This window comes from Pseudonocardia broussonetiae, from assembly GCF_013155125.1.
GTDB classification, from domain to species: domain Bacteria; phylum Actinomycetota; class Actinomycetes; order Mycobacteriales; family Pseudonocardiaceae; genus Pseudonocardia; species Pseudonocardia broussonetiae.
This window is the reverse complement of record NZ_CP053564.1, coordinates 5,612,131-5,629,994: the sequence shown is the minus strand read 5'-3', so window position 1 is coordinate 5,629,994 and position 17,864 is coordinate 5,612,131. Positions and strand designations below refer to the sequence as shown.

Annotated in this window: 21 protein-coding genes and 2 pseudogenes; 19 read left to right on the top strand and 4 right to left on the bottom strand. The window is 70.3% G+C overall.

The genetic code is table 11. The features are described from left to right. The first annotated feature begins 484 nt into the window (after positions 1–484). Positions 485–637: a hypothetical protein gene (locus HOP40_RS27295; RefSeq protein WP_172163887.1), complete on the top strand. Its 153-nt coding sequence runs from the start codon at positions 485–487 to the stop codon at positions 635–637. Here the strand turns inward: HOP40_RS27295 and HOP40_RS27290 are convergent. Next, positions 634–948, bottom strand: a pseudogene (locus tag HOP40_RS27290) (integrase core domain-containing protein); the annotation flags it as partial. The gene HOP40_RS27295 and the pseudogene HOP40_RS27290 overlap by 4 nt on opposite strands. A gap of 383 nt (positions 949–1,331) precedes the next feature. Between HOP40_RS27290 and HOP40_RS27285 the strand changes: the two are divergent. The 13 genes from HOP40_RS27285 to HOP40_RS27225 all read left to right on the top strand — a co-directional run bounded on the left by HOP40_RS27285 (position 1,332) and on the right by HOP40_RS27225 (position 11,833). Continuing rightward, the gene (locus HOP40_RS27285) at positions 1,332–1,628 is read left to right on the top strand and encodes a hypothetical protein (protein ID WP_172163884.1); all 297 of its coding nucleotides are present in this window, start codon (positions 1,332–1,334) and stop codon (positions 1,626–1,628) included. Positions 1,629–2,027: 399 nt separating this feature from the next. Beyond that, entirely contained in the window at positions 2,028–3,263 is a 1,236-nt protein-coding gene (locus HOP40_RS27280) for a hypothetical protein (protein WP_172163880.1), read from the top strand. A gap of 122 nt (positions 3,264–3,385) precedes the next feature. Further along, positions 3,386–6,049 (top strand): winged helix-turn-helix domain-containing protein, encoded by a 2,664-nt coding sequence (locus tag HOP40_RS27275; RefSeq protein WP_240157301.1) that lies wholly within the window; start codon positions 3,386–3,388, stop codon positions 6,047–6,049. Between the two features lie 133 nt (positions 6,050–6,182). After that, complete coding sequence (locus tag HOP40_RS27270) at positions 6,183–6,872, top strand: hypothetical protein (RefSeq protein ID WP_172163874.1); 690 nt, start codon at positions 6,183–6,185, stop codon at positions 6,870–6,872. Between the two features lie 181 nt (positions 6,873–7,053). Continuing rightward, on the top strand, positions 7,054–7,311 hold the full coding sequence (locus tag HOP40_RS27265; RefSeq protein WP_172163871.1) for a hypothetical protein: 258 nt from the start codon (positions 7,054–7,056) through the stop codon (positions 7,309–7,311). Positions 7,312–7,518: 207 nt separating this feature from the next. After that, positions 7,519–7,659, top strand: coding sequence for a hypothetical protein (locus tag HOP40_RS27260; protein ID WP_172163868.1), 141 nt, complete (start codon positions 7,519–7,521; stop codon positions 7,657–7,659). A 5-nt stretch (positions 7,660–7,664) separates the two neighbouring features. Further along, on the top strand, positions 7,665–7,823 hold the full coding sequence (locus tag HOP40_RS27255) for a hypothetical protein (RefSeq protein WP_172163865.1): 159 nt from the start codon (positions 7,665–7,667) through the stop codon (positions 7,821–7,823). Between the two features lie 134 nt (positions 7,824–7,957). After that, complete coding sequence (locus tag HOP40_RS27250) at positions 7,958–8,482, top strand: DoxX family protein (RefSeq protein ID WP_172163862.1); 525 nt, start codon at positions 7,958–7,960, stop codon at positions 8,480–8,482. A gap of 127 nt (positions 8,483–8,609) precedes the next feature. Next, positions 8,610–9,299 (top strand): hypothetical protein, encoded by a 690-nt coding sequence (locus HOP40_RS27245; protein WP_205346939.1) that lies wholly within the window; start codon positions 8,610–8,612, stop codon positions 9,297–9,299. A gap of 89 nt (positions 9,300–9,388) precedes the next feature. Continuing rightward, positions 9,389–10,006, top strand: a complete 618-nt coding sequence (locus HOP40_RS27240; protein ID WP_240157300.1) for a DUF2306 domain-containing protein — start codon at positions 9,389–9,391, stop codon at positions 10,004–10,006. Further along, positions 10,003–10,248 carry a hypothetical protein gene (locus tag HOP40_RS27235; protein ID WP_172163856.1) on the top strand — a complete coding sequence of 82 codons (246 nt, stop codon included), beginning with the start codon at positions 10,003–10,005 and terminating at the stop codon, positions 10,246–10,248. Before HOP40_RS27240 ends, HOP40_RS27235 begins: the two co-directional genes overlap by 4 nt. Before the next feature lie 311 nt (positions 10,249–10,559). Continuing rightward, complete coding sequence (locus tag HOP40_RS27230; RefSeq protein ID WP_172163853.1) at positions 10,560–11,606, top strand: NAD(P)-dependent alcohol dehydrogenase; 1,047 nt, start codon at positions 10,560–10,562, stop codon at positions 11,604–11,606. Positions 11,607–11,692: 86 nt separating this feature from the next. Continuing rightward, positions 11,693–11,833 (top strand): hypothetical protein, encoded by a 141-nt coding sequence (locus HOP40_RS27225; RefSeq protein WP_172163850.1) that lies wholly within the window; start codon positions 11,693–11,695, stop codon positions 11,831–11,833. A gap of 75 nt (positions 11,834–11,908) precedes the next feature. Here HOP40_RS27225 and HOP40_RS27220 read toward each other — a convergent pair whose 3' ends face one another. After that, complete coding sequence (locus HOP40_RS27220) at positions 11,909–12,565, bottom strand: response regulator transcription factor (protein ID WP_172163847.1); 657 nt, start codon at positions 12,563–12,565, stop codon at positions 11,909–11,911. Further along, positions 12,559–13,686, bottom strand: coding sequence for a sensor histidine kinase (locus tag HOP40_RS27215; protein ID WP_172163844.1), 1,128 nt, complete (start codon positions 13,684–13,686; stop codon positions 12,559–12,561). Before HOP40_RS27215 ends, HOP40_RS27220 begins: the two co-directional genes overlap by 7 nt. A 374-nt stretch (positions 13,687–14,060) precedes the next feature. On the opposite strand from HOP40_RS27215, the gene HOP40_RS27210 reads away from it, so the two are divergent. The 4 genes and pseudogenes from HOP40_RS27210 to HOP40_RS27195 all read left to right on the top strand — a co-directional run bounded on the left by HOP40_RS27210 (position 14,061) and on the right by HOP40_RS27195 (position 15,488). Then, positions 14,061–14,579, top strand: coding sequence for a hypothetical protein (locus HOP40_RS27210; RefSeq protein ID WP_205346938.1), 519 nt, complete (start codon positions 14,061–14,063; stop codon positions 14,577–14,579). Between the two features lie 215 nt (positions 14,580–14,794). Then, positions 14,795–15,031 (top strand): hypothetical protein, encoded by a 237-nt coding sequence (locus tag HOP40_RS27205; RefSeq protein ID WP_172163841.1) that lies wholly within the window; start codon positions 14,795–14,797, stop codon positions 15,029–15,031. A gap of 92 nt (positions 15,032–15,123) precedes the next feature. Continuing rightward, positions 15,124–15,234, top strand: a pseudogene (locus HOP40_RS36860) (hypothetical protein); the annotation flags it as partial. Positions 15,235–15,239: 5 nt separating this feature from the next. Beyond that, entirely contained in the window at positions 15,240–15,488 is a 249-nt protein-coding gene (locus HOP40_RS27195) for a DUF2568 domain-containing protein (RefSeq protein WP_476705429.1), read from the top strand. Positions 15,489–15,599: 111 nt separating this feature from the next. Here the strand turns inward: HOP40_RS27195 and HOP40_RS27190 are convergent, their stop codons facing one another. Continuing rightward, a complete protein-coding gene (locus tag HOP40_RS27190) occupies positions 15,600–16,949 on the bottom strand; it encodes an MFS transporter (RefSeq protein WP_172163835.1) in 1,350 nt (449 codons plus the stop codon). 228 nt (positions 16,950–17,177) lie between these two features. On the opposite strand from HOP40_RS27190, the gene HOP40_RS27185 reads away from it, so the two are divergent. Next, positions 17,178–17,858 carry a hypothetical protein gene (locus HOP40_RS27185; protein ID WP_172163832.1) on the top strand — a complete coding sequence of 227 codons (681 nt, stop codon included), beginning with the start codon at positions 17,178–17,180 and terminating at the stop codon, positions 17,856–17,858. Positions 17,859–17,864 lie beyond the last annotated feature (6 nt).

Sequence of the window (17,864 nt, the reverse complement as noted above, 5' to 3'; positions counted from 1 at the left end):
CGCCGGGCCGGGGCGTACGCCGCTCGAGGTCGTCGCAAGCAGGCCATCCACAGTCACCGCGACCGCACCCGGCGATCCGCTCTCCAGGTGCCGCCGCATGCTGCACAGACGAGCGCCGTGCTGCTCGCTGACCGCAAGATCAGCACGCCGAACTCGGCGCTTGCTTTGGGATCGAGCATTCAGCCCGAGGACTGGCCCGCCGTGCGCGAGCGCGTCGACGAGCTGCTCGACATCGCCGAGACGAGCGCGCCGCCGCGGTCGGGGCGTGGTGGAGCTCGCACGGGTGGTGCTGGTCCTGGACCAACCCGGGCAGGCGACGCGGCTACCGGACTTTTCCCCTGTAACAAAGTGAGGTCGGAGGGGGTGGCCCTCGTGTGGACGAAGAACGCAAGGGGTAGAACCGGATCTGCCGATGTCGCCCCGCGATTACGGTTGTCGTATGAACAGATGTCAGCAGCGAGTTCTTCTCGCCTTCGGAATCTCCATGACCGTTCTTGTCGCCTCCGGAGCCGTAGGGGCGCTCATCCTGGCGCCGTCTGTGGTCGGCGTCGTGATCATCCTTCTCGCCTACGGCCTCGTCATAGGCATCGTGGCCGCCGCGTTCGCCGTGCAGTGGATCAATTGCAGTCGCCGCTAGCTGTACTGATCGGACAGGTTGGTCAACCTGGTGATCGGTGGGTGTCCGCCGCAGGCGGTGTGGGGTCGGTGATGGTTGTACTCGTGAATCCAGCCGGGTAGGGCTTTGCGGCGGTGGGTTTCGCTCGTGTAGAGCCGGCGGAACGCCCACCCCTCGACCAGGGTCCGGTGGAACCGTTCGACCTTGCCGTTGGTCTGCGGGCGGTAGGGGCGGGTGCGGCGGTGGCGGATCTCGAGCTCGGCGCAGGCCTCGCGCCACAGGTGTGAGCGGTGGCAGGCTCCGTTGTCGGTCAGGACCGCCCGGACGGTGACGTGGCGGGCGGGGCACTGCTCAACACCGCCCACGCGGCCTGACCCACCTACCGAACCACGGTCAACCGAAGTCTGGGCAGTCCCACCGCGGTGAAATCGAGGTTGGGTCCGCTTCCGACGGCCTGAGTGGGACGGCTACAGGCAGTCAGGGCAGAGCGAGATATGCCGGAAGCGATGCTTCCGGCCGGGTCAGGAGCGTGGTCAGGGCGGAACGGGGGCGTTCCTCGGGTTCGGTTCTGAGCTCGAGCGATGCCGTGACCTGCTGTTTCCAGGGCCGACTGTGCGGCGATGATGTGCAGGTACTGGTGACCACGGTGCAGTAGCGGCGCTCTGGTGCCGTATCGAGCGTGGAGCGAGCAGTTCGGCGTCGGGTGCGGTCGGGCGTGCCGCGTCTGAAGCAGGTGGTGGTCCGTTTCAGCGACGCCGAGCTCGCGGTGGTGCGGGAGCGGGCGGCGTCCGCGGGGCTCGCGGTGGGGGCATGGATCGGGCAGACGGTCCTCGACACCGCGGAGCAGGGAAGCGGCTCGGTGTGGGCGCTTCCGGATCTGCTGAGGCTGCACGCCGACGTGGTGGCGGTGCAGCGCGCCGGTGCCGTCGAGGACGGGCGGCTGGACGCGCTGCTGGTCCGGCTGGAGGCCGTGGTCGAGGTGGCGGCGGCGGAGTTCGAGGCGCGCCGGTGATCACGAAGGTCGTGCACGGGTGGCGGGTCGGTGGGCTCGTCTCGTACTTGATGGGGCCGGGTCGGGCGCAGGAACACGTGCGGCCGCGGGTGATCGCCAGTTGGGACGGGCGGGACGCAGCGTGGCAGCCGGCGCAGGCAGGTGTCGGTGAGTTCGATCTGGAGTTGGGCCCGATGATTCGGGCGCTGCGCGCCCCGGCGATCGCCGCCGGACTGGGCGAGTCCGACGACCAGGGCCGGCGCGGTTACGTGTGGCACTGCTCGGCGCGGGTTGCGGACGGGGACCGGGTGGTGTCCGACGCGGAGTGGGCGCAGGTCGCGCGGGAGCTGCTCGATGGGTCCGGGGTCGCGCCGCGGGGCGATGCGGGTGGTCCGCGGTGGCTGGCGATCCGCCACGCCGATGACCGTCCACATCGCGGTGGTGCTGGTGCGGCAGGACACGTGCCGGCGGTTCTGGCCCTCGCACGACTACCCGCGGTTGCGAACCACGGGCCAGCAGATCGAACGGCGCTTGGGGCTGGTGGTCACGGCGAGGGCGGACGGGACCGCGGCGCGGGCGCCGGGGCGGGGTGAGATCGAGAAGGCGCGCCGGCAGGGCCAGGAGCCGGCGAGCGTCGAGCTCGCCCGGGCAGTGCGGGCGGCGTCGGTGACGGCTGGTGGCCTTACCGGTTTCGTCGCCGCCCTGGGGGCCGGTGGGTATCGGGTGGAGGTGCGGCGCGCCCCGTCGGGGGATCCGCTGGGGTACAAGGTGGCCCGGCCCGGTGACCTGACGGTGGCGGGGGAGCCGGTGTTCTACAGCGGCAGCAAGCTCGCGCCCGACCTGTCCCTGCCGCGGCTGACGCAGGCGTGGGAGTCGGCGGCACGTGGGTCCGGCGCGTCGGTGTCGTCGAGCGGGGCGCGGCGGCGTGTGCAGGTGGCGCGGGCGGCGGTCGGATCAGCGCGTCGCGGCAGGGCGGGGGAGGACGCGGACGGGATCGTGCAGGCCACCGGGACGGTGGTGGCCGCACTTCGGGGGTGGTCGGGAGAGTTGGAATCCGCGGCCGACATGTTCGATCGTGCCGCGCGCGTTCCACGAGGAGTGCGCGTCCAGGAGGGGGACCTCGCGGCTGGGTTGCGTCGGGTCGCGCGGCACCTGCTACGTCAGCGGCGCGGGCAAGGTCCGGTCGACGAGCCGGGTGCGGCGTCGTTGGCGCTGGCCTTGGCGGTGTCGTCGCTGGTCCGGGAGATCGCGGCGTGGCACCAGGACCGCGGCCGGGCGCACCAGGCCGCCGCGGCCCGCGACAGCGCGTCCCTGATCGCGGGCTGGGTGGGAGAGCGGACCGTCGACGGTCTGCGTCCGCCCGCCGCTCTCAACCACACGGTGGCCACGCATGGACCACGACCCGACCACAACGTCCGGCGCGAGCCTGCTGCCGCTGGGGCTCGCGAGGCGGTTCGGACGCAGATCGCCGCGGTCGGCTCGGCGGCCAGGTCCAGCCGCAACGGGGCGGTAGATGTAGTGGGTCCGGGTCGTGGGCTCGGGCACGAGGTGGACTTCTCGCCCGCGACAGGGGCGACACGTCGGACGGGCCGCAGCGAAGTGCTGAACCTCCCCGCTCAGTCGCGTTCCGCCTCCGGAACTGGTTCACCACGATAGGCGACACGTCACGCGGCGAGTTCGCACAGCTCGATCTCGCGTAGTGCAGAATTGTCGTCGACGGCACGCATCTCGGGCACGGGTCGGGCGCGCTGTGGAATGGGGATCCCATGGCACGGCCGGTGATCGCGACCAAGCTGTTCGTCCCGACGTCGCGGCGCGGGCTGGTGACGCGCCCGAGGCTGAGTGAGCTCCTGCGTCGCGGAGCCGAGTCGCGGTTGACGCTGGTGTCCGCGCCGGCCGGGTTCGGTAAGACGACGCTGCTCGCGGCGTGGCTGGGGGACGGCGGGGACCGCTGCGTGGCGTGGGTCTCGCTCGATCCGGCGGACAGCGAGCCCGCGTCGTTCTGGACCTACGTCGTGACCGCGCTCCACGCGGCGGTGCCCGGCGTCGGCTCGGGTGCGCCGGCGCTCCTCGCATCCTCCCCGCTGCACACCGAGCTCGTGCTGACCATGGTGGTGAACGAACTCGCTGCGGTACCGGGCGAGGTGTGGCTGGTGCTCGACGACTACCACCTGGTCGACAACCGCGATGTTGATGGCGGGATGGCATTCCTGCTGGAGCACCTTCCGCGACACGTGCACGTGGTGATCAGTACCCGTGCGGATCCCGATCTGCCGCTAGCGCGGTGGCGGGGCTGCGGTGAGCTTGTCGAGATCCGTGCTGCGGACCTGCGATTCACCTCGGACGAGACCGCTGAGTACCTCAACGAAGCGGCGGGATTGGGGCTCGACGCGGTGGACGTCGGAGCATTGGGGGAGCGCACGGAGGGGTGGATCGCCGCACTGCAGCTCGCTGCGCTCTCGCTCCGGGGGCGCGTGGACGTCGGCGGCTTCGTCGCCCGGTTCGCAGGGAACGACCGGTACATCGTCGACTACCTGGCCGAGGAGGTGCTGTCGCAACAGTCCGACGCGGTTCGAGAATTCCTGCTGCACTCCGCGGTTCTCGACCGGATCACGGGCCCGCTCTGTGATGCAGTTACCGGCGGCGGCGACGGGAGCGACATGCTCGTTGCCCTGGAGCGCGCCAACCTGTTCCTCGTCCCCCTCGACGATCGGCGGCAGTGGTACCGCTACCACCACCTGTTCGCCGACGTGTTGCGGGCGCGCCTGCTCAGCGAGCAGCCCGAGCAGGTTCCGGTGCTCCACCAGCGCGCCAGCCGCTGGTACGAGCTCCACGACTTGGCCGAGGACGCGGTCCGACACGCATTGATCGCCCGCGACGTCGATCGTGCGGTGCACCTCATGGAGCTGGCCGTGCCGACGGTCCGACGCAACCGGCAGGACGGGCTGCTGATCGATTGGCTGAAGGCACTGCCCGACGACGCCGTCCGCCGCAGCCCGCTGCTCAGCGTCGTCGCCGGGTGGAGGCTCATGGTCTCCGGCGAGCTCGACGCCGCCGAGCCCTGGTTCGACGGGGCCGAACGTGCGGTGGCCGGCGTGTCGGATGGGCTTTCGGCCGAGAGCGAGGAGCTCCGCACGCTGCTGGCCACGATCGCGATCCACCGGGCCGGGCTCGCACAGGCCCGGGGGGATGTGCCGGGCACGACGCAACAAGCCCGGATCGCCCTCGACCTGGCTGGCCCGGACGACCATCTCGCGCGGGGCGGTGCGGCCGGGTTCCTCGGGCTGGCGGCGTGGGCGGCGGGAGACGTGTCGGGCGCCCTGCCGATGTTCACCCACGCCGTGGCGAGCCTGCACGCGGCCGGCAACCTGGTCGACGAGCTCAGCAGCACGGTCGTGCTCGCCGACATGTGGCTTGCAGCGGGTCGACCAAGCAAGGCGCGTCAGCTCTACCGACGTGGACTGGCCGCGGCGCAGGGTGATCCCGTGCCACAGGGCACCGCCGATCTCCATGTGGGGCTCAGCGAGCTCGACCGCGAGGCCGGAGACCTCCGGAGTGCGAAGGAACACCTGGAGACGGCCGCGGCGCTCGGCGAGCATGCGTCGACGCCCCACCTCCGCTACCGGTGGTTCGTGGCGATGGGTCGGGTCGCCGCCACCGAGGGCGACCTGGATCGGGGGTTCGACCTCCTGGACCGGGCGGAGCAGCTCTACCTACGAGGTGTCCTGCCGGAGGTGCGTCCGGTCGCGGCGATGAAGGCCCGGGTCCGGATCGCACAGGGAGAGCTGGCTGACGTCACCGGCTGGGCCCGTGACCGAGGCGTGTTCGCCACCGACGACGTCGCCCATCTCCGCGAGTTCGACCACCTCACGATGGTGCGTCTGCTCATCGCGCGACACCGGACGAACCAGGACACAGGCGCGATGGACGAGGCGGTCGGTCTGCTGGACCGGCTGCTCGACGCCGCCGGGACGTCCGGACGCGCCGGTAGCCGCGTCGAGATCCGCATGCTGCAGGCCCTCGCGCACGACGCGCAGGGACACCGGCCGCGGGCCCACGAAGCGCTCGACCGGGTGTTCTCCGAGGCTCCCGAACCGGAGGCCTACGCGCGGCTGTTCCTGGACGAGGGCGCCCCCATGACGGCGCTGCTGCGCGACGCCGAGCAGCACGACGTCGGAGGCGACCACGCACGTCGCCTGCTCAGCCTCGGTGCATCCTTCGATGCCGTGGCCCCCGCCGCCGGCCAGGCCGGCCCGCTGACCGAGCGCGAGATCCAGGTGCTCCGGCTGCTCGCCGGTGAGCTGAGCGGACCGCAGATCGCTCGCGACCTGTACGTCTCGCACAACACGCTACGCACCCACACCAAGCACATCTTCACCAAGCTCGAGGTCACCACCCGCCGAGCGGCGGTCCGCAGCGCCCGCGACCGCGGCCTGCTGTAGTCGGCGGGATCTCACCACCCGGATCTCATCCAGGCCGTCACATCGTCGTGTGACGCCGGGTCACCCCACCTGCTCCTAGCTTCGGATCGTCCCGCAGCGCCCGCCGCGGACACCTGGAACCGAGGAGCCCGACATGACCGTCACCACCACCACGCTCACCCGGGCGGCCGGCCTGGCCGCCGTCGCGGCGGGCCTGCTCTACGTCGGCGTCCAGATCAACCACCCCCACCTGGACGTCACCGTCGTCAACACCGCCGAGTACGCGGTCCGCCAGACCGCCAAGATCCTCTTCGCCGCCCTGTCGCTCGCCGGCATCACCGGCATGTACCTGCGGCAGGTGAAGCAGACCGGCGTGCTCGGCCTGCTCGGATACCTCCTGTTCAGCACCGGCCTCCTCGCCCTCCTGACCGTCCAGGTCATAGCGGTGTGCGTGCTGCCTGCCCTGGCGCTCGGCGAGCCCGGCTACGTCAACGACGTCCTCGCCGTGGCCACCGGCGGCACCGCGACCGGTGACATCGGCCTGTTCCAGACGCTGAGCGGTGTCGCCGGCGCCGGCTACATCGGCGGCGGCCTTCTCTTCGGCATCGCCCTGTTCCGCGCCGGCATCCTCGCCCGATGGGCAGCCGCGCTCCTCGCCGTCGCCGCCCTCGCCACTGCCACCATCCCCCTGCTTCCGATGATCAGCCAGCGGCTGTTCGCCATCCCCGTCGGCGTCGCTCTGATCGGCCTCGGATACTCGCTGTGGCGCGAGCAGCGCTCCGTCGCCACCCGGCCCGTGCCCAGCCCGGCCACCCCGCGGCTCAACCCGACCCCAGCGGCGTGACGATCCCGGTCCCGGCCCGCCCCACCCGGGCGGGCCGGTCGGCCGGGTGGGTGCCGGTCGCGCTGATCGCCCTCATCCTGATCCCCACGTTGGGCGCGGGGTCGGCCATCAACCTCGCGGTCGCCGAGTACCTCATCCGCCGTCGCAGCAGAACCACCAGGTCGTCGGCGGCGGTCGGATCATGACCCGGGCCCCCCGACCACGGGTGCCCGCCGGCTACCGGCTTCGGGTCGACGGGCACCTCGACGACCACTGGTCCGCCTGGTTCGACGGCCTCACCCTGGCCCACCACAGCGACGGCACCACGAGCCTCAGCGGCGCCGTCGCCGACCAGGCTGCGCTGCACGGGCTGCTCAGAGGAGTCCGAGACCTCGGCCTCACCCTGATCTCCGTGGAGATCATCGTCTCGACCGACAGGAGTCGGGATCGACGGCGGTGAGGGCGGTTCACCGGCTCGTCCTGCGGCTGCGGTTCGAGCATCCGGCCCGGCCGTCGCGCAGCACCATCCGCCCGGCCCATTCCCGACCGGAGGTCTGAGATGCTCATCATCCCTGGCGCCGCAAGCTGACGCCCGAGCCCGGCTCCGACTGCCTGGTCATGGCCAGCCGCCTGCCGTTGCTGTCAAATCGCGAAGGTCCCGTTGTTCATGGGCCTGACCGTGTCGGTGGTCCGCCAGCTGGAGCGCGCCGACGGGCTGGTCGGCTGGAGCCTGCGGGCCCAGCCCTTCGCCAAGACCTTCTGGGCCTTGTCAGCGTGGACCGATGAGCGCGTTCTGGCGAGTTCGTGAGACGGATGCCGCACAACGCCGTGATGGACAAGCTCCGCCCCCACATGGGTCCGACGCGGTTCACCACGTGGGAGGCCGACGGATCGACCCTGCCGGTCGCCTGGGACGACGCGCTCACCCGGCTGAGGGAGTCCTCGGCCGCTACCGGGAGCGAGGAGCCGTGACGCCCCGCCCCACGCCGCACTGCTGATCATCCCTACAGGACGTCTACGGCACGGTCGTCGCCGGCCGCGCACTGCCCGAAGACGCCCACATCGTCAGGCCGGCACGAACCGGCCCCGTCCAGAGGAACTCCATCATGGTTCTCCTCGCTGTCCTCGTCGCCGGCTTCCTCGTCGCAATGCTCGTCCCCACGCGTGACGGCCGTCGAGCGCCCCGCGCCGCCGCCCGGCTGGCCATGGCGCTGGCCATGGTGTTCGCCGGGGTGAGCCATTTCGCCGCGCCCGCGTCGTTCATCCCGCTGCTTCCGGAGTTCGTCCCCGCACCCGAGGCCGTGATCGCCGCCACCGGGGTGATCGAGGTACTGCTCGGCGCCGGGCTCGTGGTGCCCCGCGGGTGGCGGCGCCACGTCGCGCTGCTGCTGGTGGCCTACCTGGTCGCGGTCTTCCCCGCGAACGTCCACGCCGCCGTCGCAGGCGCCCAGATCGAGGGGCTGGGGGGCGGGAACAACTGGCTCCGCCTCCCGTTCCAGGCCGTCTACATCACCTGGGTGTTGTGGGCGGTGCCGGGCACATGCGAGCCGGCGCGGGCCGTCATCCGGCGCCTGCGCAATGAGCGGATCACGCACGGGGCGCCGCTCCGCCGCCGTCCGCCGCGGCCATGAGCTCGGCCTGCTGTACGGAGTCACATCGTTGGTCACCACATGTGGTGACGCCCGGTCACCACATCGCGCCCTACGTTCCGGACATCCCGCGGCACCCGCCACGGACCACCGGAGGAAGGCGCCGGACATGACCATCACGCCCACCACTCTCACCCGGGCCGCCGGCATCGCCGCGACCGTCGCCGGCCTGATCTTCATCGGCGTCCAGATCAACCATCCGCACCTGGACGCCGGCTCCATCACCACGACCGAACTGGCCGTGCGGAACTCCCTGAAGGTGCTGATGGCCGCGCTGGCGCTGGCCGGTATCACCGGCATGTACCTGAGCCAGGTCCGCCGCAACGGTCTCCTCGGACTTCTCGGCTACCTGGTGCTCGGCACCGGCTACCTGCTGATCATGGCCACCACGTTCGCCTTGGCGTACGTCCTGCCCACCATCGCCGGGACCGACCCCTCCTACGTCGACGACGTCATCGCCGTGGTCATCGGCGGCACCGCCACCGGTGACATCGGGGCGCTGCAGACCGCCCTCCAGGTCCAGAACATCACATTCCTGGCCGGCGGGCTCATCTTCGGCATCGCGCTCTACCGGGCGGGCGTTCTGGCCCGCTGGGCGGCCGCGCTCCTTGCGGTCGGTGGTGTCGTCACCGTCGTGCTCTCCGTGCTGCCGGACGGGTTCTACCGGCTGCTGGCCTTCCCGAACGGCATCGCCCTGATCGCCCTCGGCTACTCCTTGTGGGGCACCGCGCACGGAATCACGACCACGGAACCGGTCACGGTCGGCAGCAGGCGCGTCACCACGGCAGGTGCGGAATGATCCGGCCCACCGCCCCCGGCGCCCGGCCTGCGCCTCAGCGCCGGCCCGGCTCCCGGGACAGGTCGAGCTGGTGGGTTCCCGCCGCGCTGGTGGCGCTCGGCCTGGTCCCGGTCATCGCCGGCTCCCTTCGCCTCGTCGAACTGGCCGGCGGAACGGAGGCCATGCCATCCGACGCCCGGTACGCCGCGTCGCCACTTCCTGTCGTGATCCACATCGTGTGTGCCACCGTGTTCGCGGTACTGGGTGCCTTCCAGTTCTCGCCCCGCCTCCGTCGGCGGCGACCCGGCTGGCACCGCAGAGCCGGTCGGGTTCTGGTCGTCGCCGGGTTGGGTGTGGCGCTGACGGCGCTGTGGCTCAACCAGTTCTTCCCACGGGCAGACGCCGCGCGTGAGGTGCTGTACCCGCTCCGCACGGTGTTCGGGGTCGCGATGGTGGTCACCATCGTCCTCGGGTTCACTGCGGCCCGCCGTCGTGACTTCGCCCGTCATCGGGCGTGGATGATCCGCAGCTACGCGATCGGCCTCGTCGCCGGCACTCAGGTCTTCACCCTCGGCTTCGGCGGGGTGATCTTCGGCACCGGGGACCTGACGACCGCGCTGCTCCTGGGCGCCGCCTGGGCGATCAATCTCGCGGTCGCCGAGCGGCAGATCCGCAGACGACCCCGCCGTGGTTCCCCAGCGGCGCCGGTCGAGGTGCCGCTGCCATGACCGGCCGGATCACGTCGCGCGATGGGGTCAACGGCTACGAGCTCAGGCTGGAGGGTCACCTCGACGACCGCTGGTACGACTCCTTCGCCGGGCTGACCATGCACCACGAGACCGACGGCACCACCACGCTACGCAGCCCAGGACTCGACCAGGCGGCCCTCCACGGGCTCCTCGCCCGCGTGCGCGACCTCGGCGTCGCCCTCATTTCGGTCACGCCCCTCAAGGCCACTCCTCGGGGCTGACGCGACGAACGTGGTTCACCAGATGCTCAAGATCCCCGCCGTCTTCTGGTCGGTGCTGCCGAACCAGTGCGGTACCGCCGCCGGTGCCGCCATCGCCACACGCCCGACCTCGTCGACGACGACGTGATGCAAGCCCGTGCACGCCTTCATTGCGGCTACACCACCCACCTGATCACCCCGACAGATTTGATCCGCAAGCACCCGACCAAGGAGCCACCATGTCCACTACCCCCGACGTCAACGGCAACATCGGCACGCGCAGTGGCGTCCACTTCGGCGACGTCGCCGCAACGGGCGCGGCCGAGGCCACGATGCGCGCCCTCGTCCAGGACACGTATGGCTCCCCGGACGTCCTCAAGGTCGCAGCCGTTCCAACGCCCGACCCAGGCCCCGGGCAGGTACGAGTCCGGGTCGCGGCCGCCTCGGTCAACGCCCGCGACTGGCACATCATGCGGGGTGAACCCCGCCTCGCGCGTCTGCTGGACCGCACCGTGTTCGGGCGCACCGCCCCGCGGGTGGCCATCCGAGGAACCGACTTCGCCGGCACCGTGGACGCCGTGGGCGCCGGCGTGACCCGCTGGCAACCCGGTGCCCCGGTCTTCGGAGAAGCCGACGCCGCACTCGCGCAGTACGTCGTGGCTTCCCAGTACCTCGTGGCCCCGGTCCCGTCCGGCGCGAGCTTGCCACAGGCCGCGGCGCTACCCCTGGCCGCCAACACGGCGCTCATGTGCCTGCGCGCAGGCGACCCACCCCCCGGAGCATGTCTGCTGATCAACGGCGCGTCCGGTGGAGTCGGCACGTTCGCCATCCAGCTGGCCAAGACGATGGGACTGCACGTCACCGTCGTGTGCAGCACCCGCAACGCCGACCTGGCTCGATCCCTGGGCGCCGAGTCGGTCATCGACTACAACGTCGAGGACTTCTGCGCCGCACCGGACCGCTACGACATGGTCCTCGACCTCGTCGGGAACCGGTCGCTGCGTGACCTCCGCCGGCTCGTCCATCCCGCCGGCACCTTGGTGCTCTCCGGCGGCGGCGTCTCCGGTGAGGGCCGCTGGATCGGCCCGCTCGGACTGCTGGTCCGGGCCCAGCTCATGGCACGCCTGCCAGGCCCGCGGATCGTCATCCCGCAAGCACAGCCGACCACCGAGCGCCTGGAAGAGCTCGCGGCGCTCGTCGCCTCCGGATCGGTCACCCCGGTCATCGACCGGGTCTTCGATCTCGACCACAGCGCCGATGCCCTCCGGTACCTCGAGACCGAGCACGCCCGTGCGAAGGTCATCGTCACCATCCCCGGCGCCGACCAGCACAGCGCACCCGACAAGCAACAGCCAACCATGGAGGGGGGCTCGTCCTGAGCTCAAGAGCACCCGCCGACCTGGCCGCTGCTCCTGCCCCAGCCGAGCCAGGTGTCTCAACGGGCTGCTGTGGCTCGGATGGCTCGATGAGCACGACGTCGGCGCCGACCGGAACCGTGCACGCCGACTTCGATCTCGACGACCTCGGACGGCGAGAGGCCGATGAGCCGGTTGCGACCGAGGTCGACAACATGGCGCCGCGCCCGGCATCGGCCTCCGGACGGTGACGGTCCGGCGCTTCGGTGGACAGCTCGATCGTCCATCGGGCAAGGTCATCAGGCCGCAGTCCGTGGTGAAGGGCGTCAGGACTGGTCGGCGTCGTGCACGACCATCGCGACCTGCACGCGGTTGGCGACGTCGAGTTTGGTGAACAGGCGCGACACGTGCGCCTTGACCGTCGCCTCGCTCATGAACAGCGCGGCGGCCACCTCCGCGTTGGAGGCCCCGGACCCGACCGCGACCGCCACCTCACGCTCGCGATCGGTGAGCGTGGCCAGCCGCTGCGCGGCGGCGCGCCGGCGCTCGTTTGCCTGGGCATCGCCGAAATGTGAGAGCAGCGTGCGGGTGACCGACGGCGAGAGCATCGCCTCGCCCGCGGCGACCAGCCGCACGGCGTTCACGATCTCCGCGGGCGGGGTGTGCTTGAGCAAGAACCCGCTCGCACCGGCACGCAGCGCGCTCATCACCTGAGCGTCTGCTTGATACGTGGTCAGCACGATCACCTGCGGCGGTGCGTCGAGCCGCCGCAGCGCGGCGGTCGCGGCGATTCCGTCCATCTCGGGCATGCGGATGTCCATCAGCACGACGTCTGGCCGGTGCTCGCGCACCGCGGCGACTGCCCGGGCGCCGTCGTCCGCCTCGCCCACGAGCTCCAGGTCCGCGGCCGAGGACAGGATCATGCGCAGGCCGGCGCGCACCAGCGCGTCGTCGTCGACCAGCAGCACACGCACGTTCACCACCGCAGCTCGGCCTCCACCACGAAGTCGCCCAACCCGTCCGGGCCGTGCACGAGTGTGCCGCCGGCGAGGGTGACCCGTTCCTGCAGCCCGAGCAGGCCGGCACCTGAACCCGGCAGCGCCGGTCCGGCATGCGTGTCGATGGGCAGGCGGTTCCGCACGCTGACGTGCAAGCCGCGATCCGCCGCACCGGTGATCCGCACCCGTACCGCCGTATCGCGGGCGTGCTTGCGGATGTTGGTGAGCGCCTCCTGCACGATGCGGTAGGCGTCGCGGCCCAGCGCGCTGGGCGCGGCATCGGGGTGGTCCACGGACATCTCGAGGTCGATCTTCGCGCCGGCCCGTCGAGTCTCCTCGACCAGGCGAGGAATGTCCGACAGAGTCGGCTGCGGAGCTGCTGGCGCCGGCTCCTGCCCCGGCTCCTCGCGGAGCACCCCGATCACGGCACCCAACTCCTCGAGTGCCTGGCAGGCGGTCGAGCGCAGCAGCTCGGCGGTCTCCCGCACCTTCTCCGGTGGCAGGTCGGGCCGGACCTCGAGCGCGCCCGCGTGCAACGCCACCAGCGAGATCCGGTGGGCGAGCACGTCGTGCATCTCGCGTGCGATCCGGGTGCGTTCGGCCATCCGGATCCGGTTGGCGTGCAGGCGCTGATCGGCCTCGGCGCGCAGGGCACGCTCGCGCAGCGTGAGGAGCAGCTGGCGTCGGGCCCGGACGAACATTCCCCACGCGGTGGCCGCGAACGCGAGGGGGGCGACCACCAGGACCACCGAGAGCGCGTCGGTCGTCGGGCTGTAGACCGCGAAGACCAGGAGAGCGGGGATCCACAGCGCAGCGACGAGCAGCGCCGGCCGGGCGCTGCGGTGCACAGCGAGGGAGAACAGCGCGAGGAGCCCGGCGGGGGTCGCGGAGATCGAGAGCGCCCCCAGCACCGCACAGACCAGCGCAACGCCGAGTGGCCAGCGCCGCCGCGACCACAGTGCGAGGCAGGCCAGGGACCCGCAGGCGATGTCGACGACCAGTTGCTGGGTCGACAACAGGCCGGTTGCTGGGTCGACAACAGGCCGGCGCTGTCGCGCAGTGTCGGGATGATGAAGAGCGCCCCGAGTGCGGCGGCGAGGAGGCACCCGGCAGCGTCGAGGGCCATGTCGCGACCGGTCCGCGGACCGGTCGCGTGCGACCGGGCCGGATCGGCTGGTGCCAGCAGCGACGCCGGCACCAGCCGCTCGGCTGAGAACCTGCGTGGCCCGGACATGCCCCGAGCGTAGAGCCCGGCCCGCGGGCAGGACACCGACGACAGTCACATGCGACCCCGACGAAAGACGGTGCCGACCGGGGCGCAGAGCGTCTTTCCGATAAGCGGTTCTATTCCACCCGCCGATGTGCGGGACCGTTTCCGCAGCCATGCTTGGCCCGCGATCACAGCGACTCGCACGTAGTGCGACTGCACGACGCTGGTGACCACATCCGCACCCACAATGACTGAAGAAAGGAGCTGGTCATGAGCTCACGAGACAAGATCGTAACTGCCGTCCAGGGAGAACCCGACCGAGCGAGCGTCCAGCAAGCGGCTCAGCGGTCGTCCAGCGCGGCCCGGACCAGCGATACAACTGCTGTCGATAAGGAGCTGTCCACGCGCCGTCTGAACGTCATGCGTTTCGGCTACGCATTCATGGGAGTGGGGCTGGCGATTGTCAAGTGGCCGATCCTCATCCAGGACGCGCCATCTTTCCCGGCGCTGGAAGCGGCACTCATCTGCCTGCTGACGGGCATGTCGCTCCTGGCACTCCTCGGGCTGCGATACCCCGTCCGGATGCTGCCGATCCTCCTGCTCGACGTGGTCTTCAAAGCGATCTGGTTCGCTGCGGTCGCTCTCCCTCACCTGGTCGCCGACGATATGGACGCCGCAACCAGCGACCTCCTGTTCAGCTGTTCCTTTGTCGTCATCCTCCTCGTCGTCATCCCGTGGGGATACGTCTGGAGACGCTACGTCAGGGCGCCCGGGGACGCGTGGCGCTGACGAATGCGCCCCCGTTACCTGCGTCACGAAGTTCTCCGCTCGCCCATGACAATCAAATGAGGGGCACGAGATGACCGATCCCGAGCCGACCACGTCCCGGCCAGAATTCGAGCCATGATCACCGTCGAGTCGGTCACCAGGAATCACGGTGCCTTCACCGCGGTCGACGACGTCAGCTTCACCGCCTGCTGATCCGCGGCTCGGCCGGGGCGCTCGTGGCCTACTTCGTCTACTCATTCGTGCTGCCGACGCTGTTCATCATCCTCGCCGCTTCGCAGGACTGGTTCCGCGACCTGCAGCCCTGGGTCGACTTCGACTACGCGCAAAGCGCCCTGTTCGACGAAGTCCCGACCGCCCAGCAGTGGGCCCACCTTGGGGTCCCCGGGGTGATCTGGCTGGTCATCCCCTTGACCGTCGGGCCCGGGTTCGTGATGAGCGCCGAAGTTGAGTAGGCGACGTTCGGCCGTCCTCCCGACCCTTGCCGCCGCCATCGCGGTGCCGATCGTCATGTACGAGCTGATGCTCACACCTACCAAGAAGAAGGATGACCACTGTGCATATCGACGAATCCGCTCCGGTCACCGCGGCAGGAACGATTGCGATCGCGGCCGCCCCGGAACTCGTCTGGGACCTGCTGGCTGACATCACCCGATGGCCGGAGTGGTGCGCCGACATCGACTCGGCGTCGTTGCCGGGACCAGTGGCGCACGGGGAGGTCTTCCGAGGGAAGGCCGGGCGCCGTGGCGACTCGCCGATCCCGCTCGGCTGCTCGTCGAGCTCGGTCTGTTCGCCGCAGCAACCGCCGGGATCGCCGCTACCGCCGGGCCGGTGCTCGCGGCCGGCTTCGTGGTCGTCGTCGTGGTCAACGTCGCGTTGATGTTCGTCTGGGCGCAACGGCAGACCACTTGACGGGCCGGAGCGCACGACATCGAGAGCCATAGGAACGCTGTCGGGGGTCCTCATCGTCGGACGACCGGGTCGTGTACCGGCATCCGTCGCGGCCGGCGCCAGACGCGCCGTTCACCGGACACCCTTCACGGGCAGGATGGCGAGGGCCCCGATGGTGGCGCAGATCCCGGCGACCGCGTACAGCACGCCGTAGCTGCCGTTGCCGATCGCCAGGATGGCCGGGGCGATCGCCGGCGCGATGGAGAAGGGGAGGGCACCGGCGATGTTGAACACGCCGAGATCCTTGGCGACGTTGTCCTCGTCCGGCAGGACGTCGGCGACGAGCGCGATGTCGACGGCCATGTACATGCCGAAGCCGAGTCCGCTGATGGCCATGCCGACGAGGAAGCCGTTGAAGGTGCTGGCGACGGCGATGGCGAACATCGCGAGGCCGTACACGATCGACGCGGTGCACACGAAGACCTTCCGGCGACCCGTCAGGTCGGAGATCCTGCCACTGGTGAGGGAAGCAGTGACCAGGAAGGCGGCCTGGACGAGTGTTCCGAGGAATATCTGTTGCGGCACATCGCCGTCGGCGCTGCCGATGTGGTCCAGCAGGTAGTAGGCCTGGAACGTGGTCAGGAAAGCGTAGGCCAGGATGACCATGAAGCGGCTGGCGAACGCCCAGGAGAAGTCCGGGCTCTTCCGCGGATTGACGTAGAACGTGCCGAGGAGTTCCCGCAGCGACCAGGTCGGCACGTCCGCCCGCGCAAGACGGCGATCCTTCAGCGTGGCCGCGAACAGCAGGATGAAGAACCCGCCGATCGCGCACGGGGCCAGGAACATGACGAGTTCGTTGCCGGTGAACAGCTGGACCAGGAAGGTTCCGCTCACCGACGCGATGGGCAGGCAGACACCCAGGACACCCGAGACCTGGCCGCGTTGAGCGGGCGGGACCTGGTCGGGCAGCACCGCCACCATTGCGGCGAGCAGTGCGTTGAAGAACAGCTGGGCGACGCACCATCCGGCGAGGACGACCGGGATGTTCGGTGCCACCGCCACGGTGAGGATGCCGAGGGAACCGCCCACCAGCCCGATGACCATCCAGGGTCGCCGCCTGCCCAGACGGGACCAGGTGCGGTCGCTCATCCTGCCGAAGACCGTATTGGCGAACATGGCCACGAGGGAGCCGATCCCGGCGACGAGCGCCAAGCTGTTCGCCGCCTGGTCGGTCCCCACGAGAAGGTTGATCTTCAATGCCAGGGTGACCAGCAGGGGCGCGATGAACACCAGGCCGGTGCCCATGTAGGCCAGCGCGTACAGCGAGATGAAGCCCCATCCGACCCGGTGTACCGCCTGCGGCTCAGCCGCCACCGCGACCTCGGCCGCGGTTCGGTGCCTCGATCCGTCCAGGCCGGTAGCAGGCGGCAGGTTCGCGGCGGCGGCGGAGATGTTGTCCCCACGACGGGAGACGTGGGGCATGTGAGGTCACCTCCGGTCATCATTCGTCGGGTCGGCGTCGTGTCCGGACAGCTGGAGAGCCTGGCTACCAGGGGACTCGAAGTCGATTCAGAGCTCGTTACACCCGGCTTGGCCTGAGGATCACCACGTCAGTCACATCATGTGATGACGCCCCCTCATCACGCTCGGTCCTAGTTTCGGGGTCGTACCCAGCAGCAGCTGGGGCCGATCCAGGACAAGGAGCAGACCATGTCCACGCCCATCACCGCCGCCAGGCTCACACGGGCGGCTGGCATGTCCGCCGTCGCGGCAGGCCTGCTGTTCATCGTCGTTCACGTAGTCCAGCCCTACGAGGACGTCGCGACCGTCACCACGACCGCGTGGAGAGTCACCCACATCCTGGGCCTGGCGATGGCCGGTCTGGCCCTGGTCGGGATCTCCGGGATGTACCTCCGGCAGGTCACGCAGACCGGACGGCTGGGCCTGATCGGGTTCGTCCTGTTCGGGTCGTTCTTTCTGCTCATCACCGGCTCCCAGTTCGTCGAGGCCTTCGTCCTGCCGTCCCTGGCCGACCAGGCGCCGCAGTTCGTCAGCGACTTCCTCGCGATCCCGACCGGTGGCGTGATCGTCGGCGAGGTATGGGCCCTGGTGACTGTCAACCTGCTGACGGGCGCGACCTACGTGTTCGGCGGTCTGCTGTTCGGTGTCGCGCTCTTCCGGGCCGGCATCCTCGCCCGCTGGGCCGCCCTGCTGCTCGCCGCCGGGACGGCTCTCGCTCTCCTGCTGCCGCTGCTGCCGAACGTCCTTGATCGGCTGACGGGTGTCCCGGTCGGGGTCGCGCTGGCTGGACTCGGGTTCTCACTCTGGCGTGAGCAGCGCACCGCCGCCAATGACATGCACACTCCCTCCAGGTACGTGCAGCGGTCATGAGCGAGC

Excerpts from the sequence above, each read along its gene's own strand:
- HOP40_RS27245 (WP_205346939.1), top strand. The coding sequence starts at position 8,610 with ATGACCATCACGCCCACCACTCTCACCCGGGCCGCCGGCATCGCCGCG.
- HOP40_RS27295 (WP_172163887.1), top strand. The coding sequence starts at position 485 with ATGACCGTTCTTGTCGCCTCCGGAGCCGTAGGGGCGCTCATCCTGGCG.
- HOP40_RS27250 (WP_172163862.1), top strand. The coding sequence starts at position 7,958 with ATGGTTCTCCTCGCTGTCCTCGTCGCCGGCTTCCTCGTCGCAATGCTC.
- HOP40_RS27230 (WP_172163853.1), top strand. The coding sequence starts at position 10,560 with ATGCGCGCCCTCGTCCAGGACACGTATGGCTCCCCGGACGTCCTCAAG.
- HOP40_RS27225 (WP_172163850.1), top strand. The coding sequence starts at position 11,693 with ATGAGCACGACGTCGGCGCCGACCGGAACCGTGCACGCCGACTTCGAT.
- HOP40_RS27190 (WP_172163835.1), bottom strand. The coding sequence starts at position 16,949 with ATGCCCCACGTCTCCCGTCGTGGGGACAACATCTCCGCCGCCGCCGCG.
- HOP40_RS27235 (WP_172163856.1), top strand. The coding sequence starts at position 10,003 with ATGACCGGCCGGATCACGTCGCGCGATGGGGTCAACGGCTACGAGCTC.
- HOP40_RS27255 (WP_172163865.1), top strand. The coding sequence starts at position 7,665 with ATGCCGCACAACGCCGTGATGGACAAGCTCCGCCCCCACATGGGTCCG.
- HOP40_RS27270 (WP_172163874.1), top strand. The coding sequence starts at position 6,183 with ATGACCGTCACCACCACCACGCTCACCCGGGCGGCCGGCCTGGCCGCC.
- HOP40_RS27185 (WP_172163832.1), top strand. The coding sequence starts at position 17,178 with ATGTCCACGCCCATCACCGCCGCCAGGCTCACACGGGCGGCTGGCATG.
- HOP40_RS27260 (WP_172163868.1), top strand. The coding sequence starts at position 7,519 with ATGGGCCTGACCGTGTCGGTGGTCCGCCAGCTGGAGCGCGCCGACGGG.
- HOP40_RS27280 (WP_172163880.1), top strand. The coding sequence starts at position 2,028 with ATGACCGTCCACATCGCGGTGGTGCTGGTGCGGCAGGACACGTGCCGG.
- HOP40_RS27265 (WP_172163871.1), top strand. The coding sequence starts at position 7,054 with ATGACCCGGGCCCCCCGACCACGGGTGCCCGCCGGCTACCGGCTTCGG.
- HOP40_RS27210 (WP_205346938.1), top strand. The coding sequence starts at position 14,061 with ATGAGCTCACGAGACAAGATCGTAACTGCCGTCCAGGGAGAACCCGAC.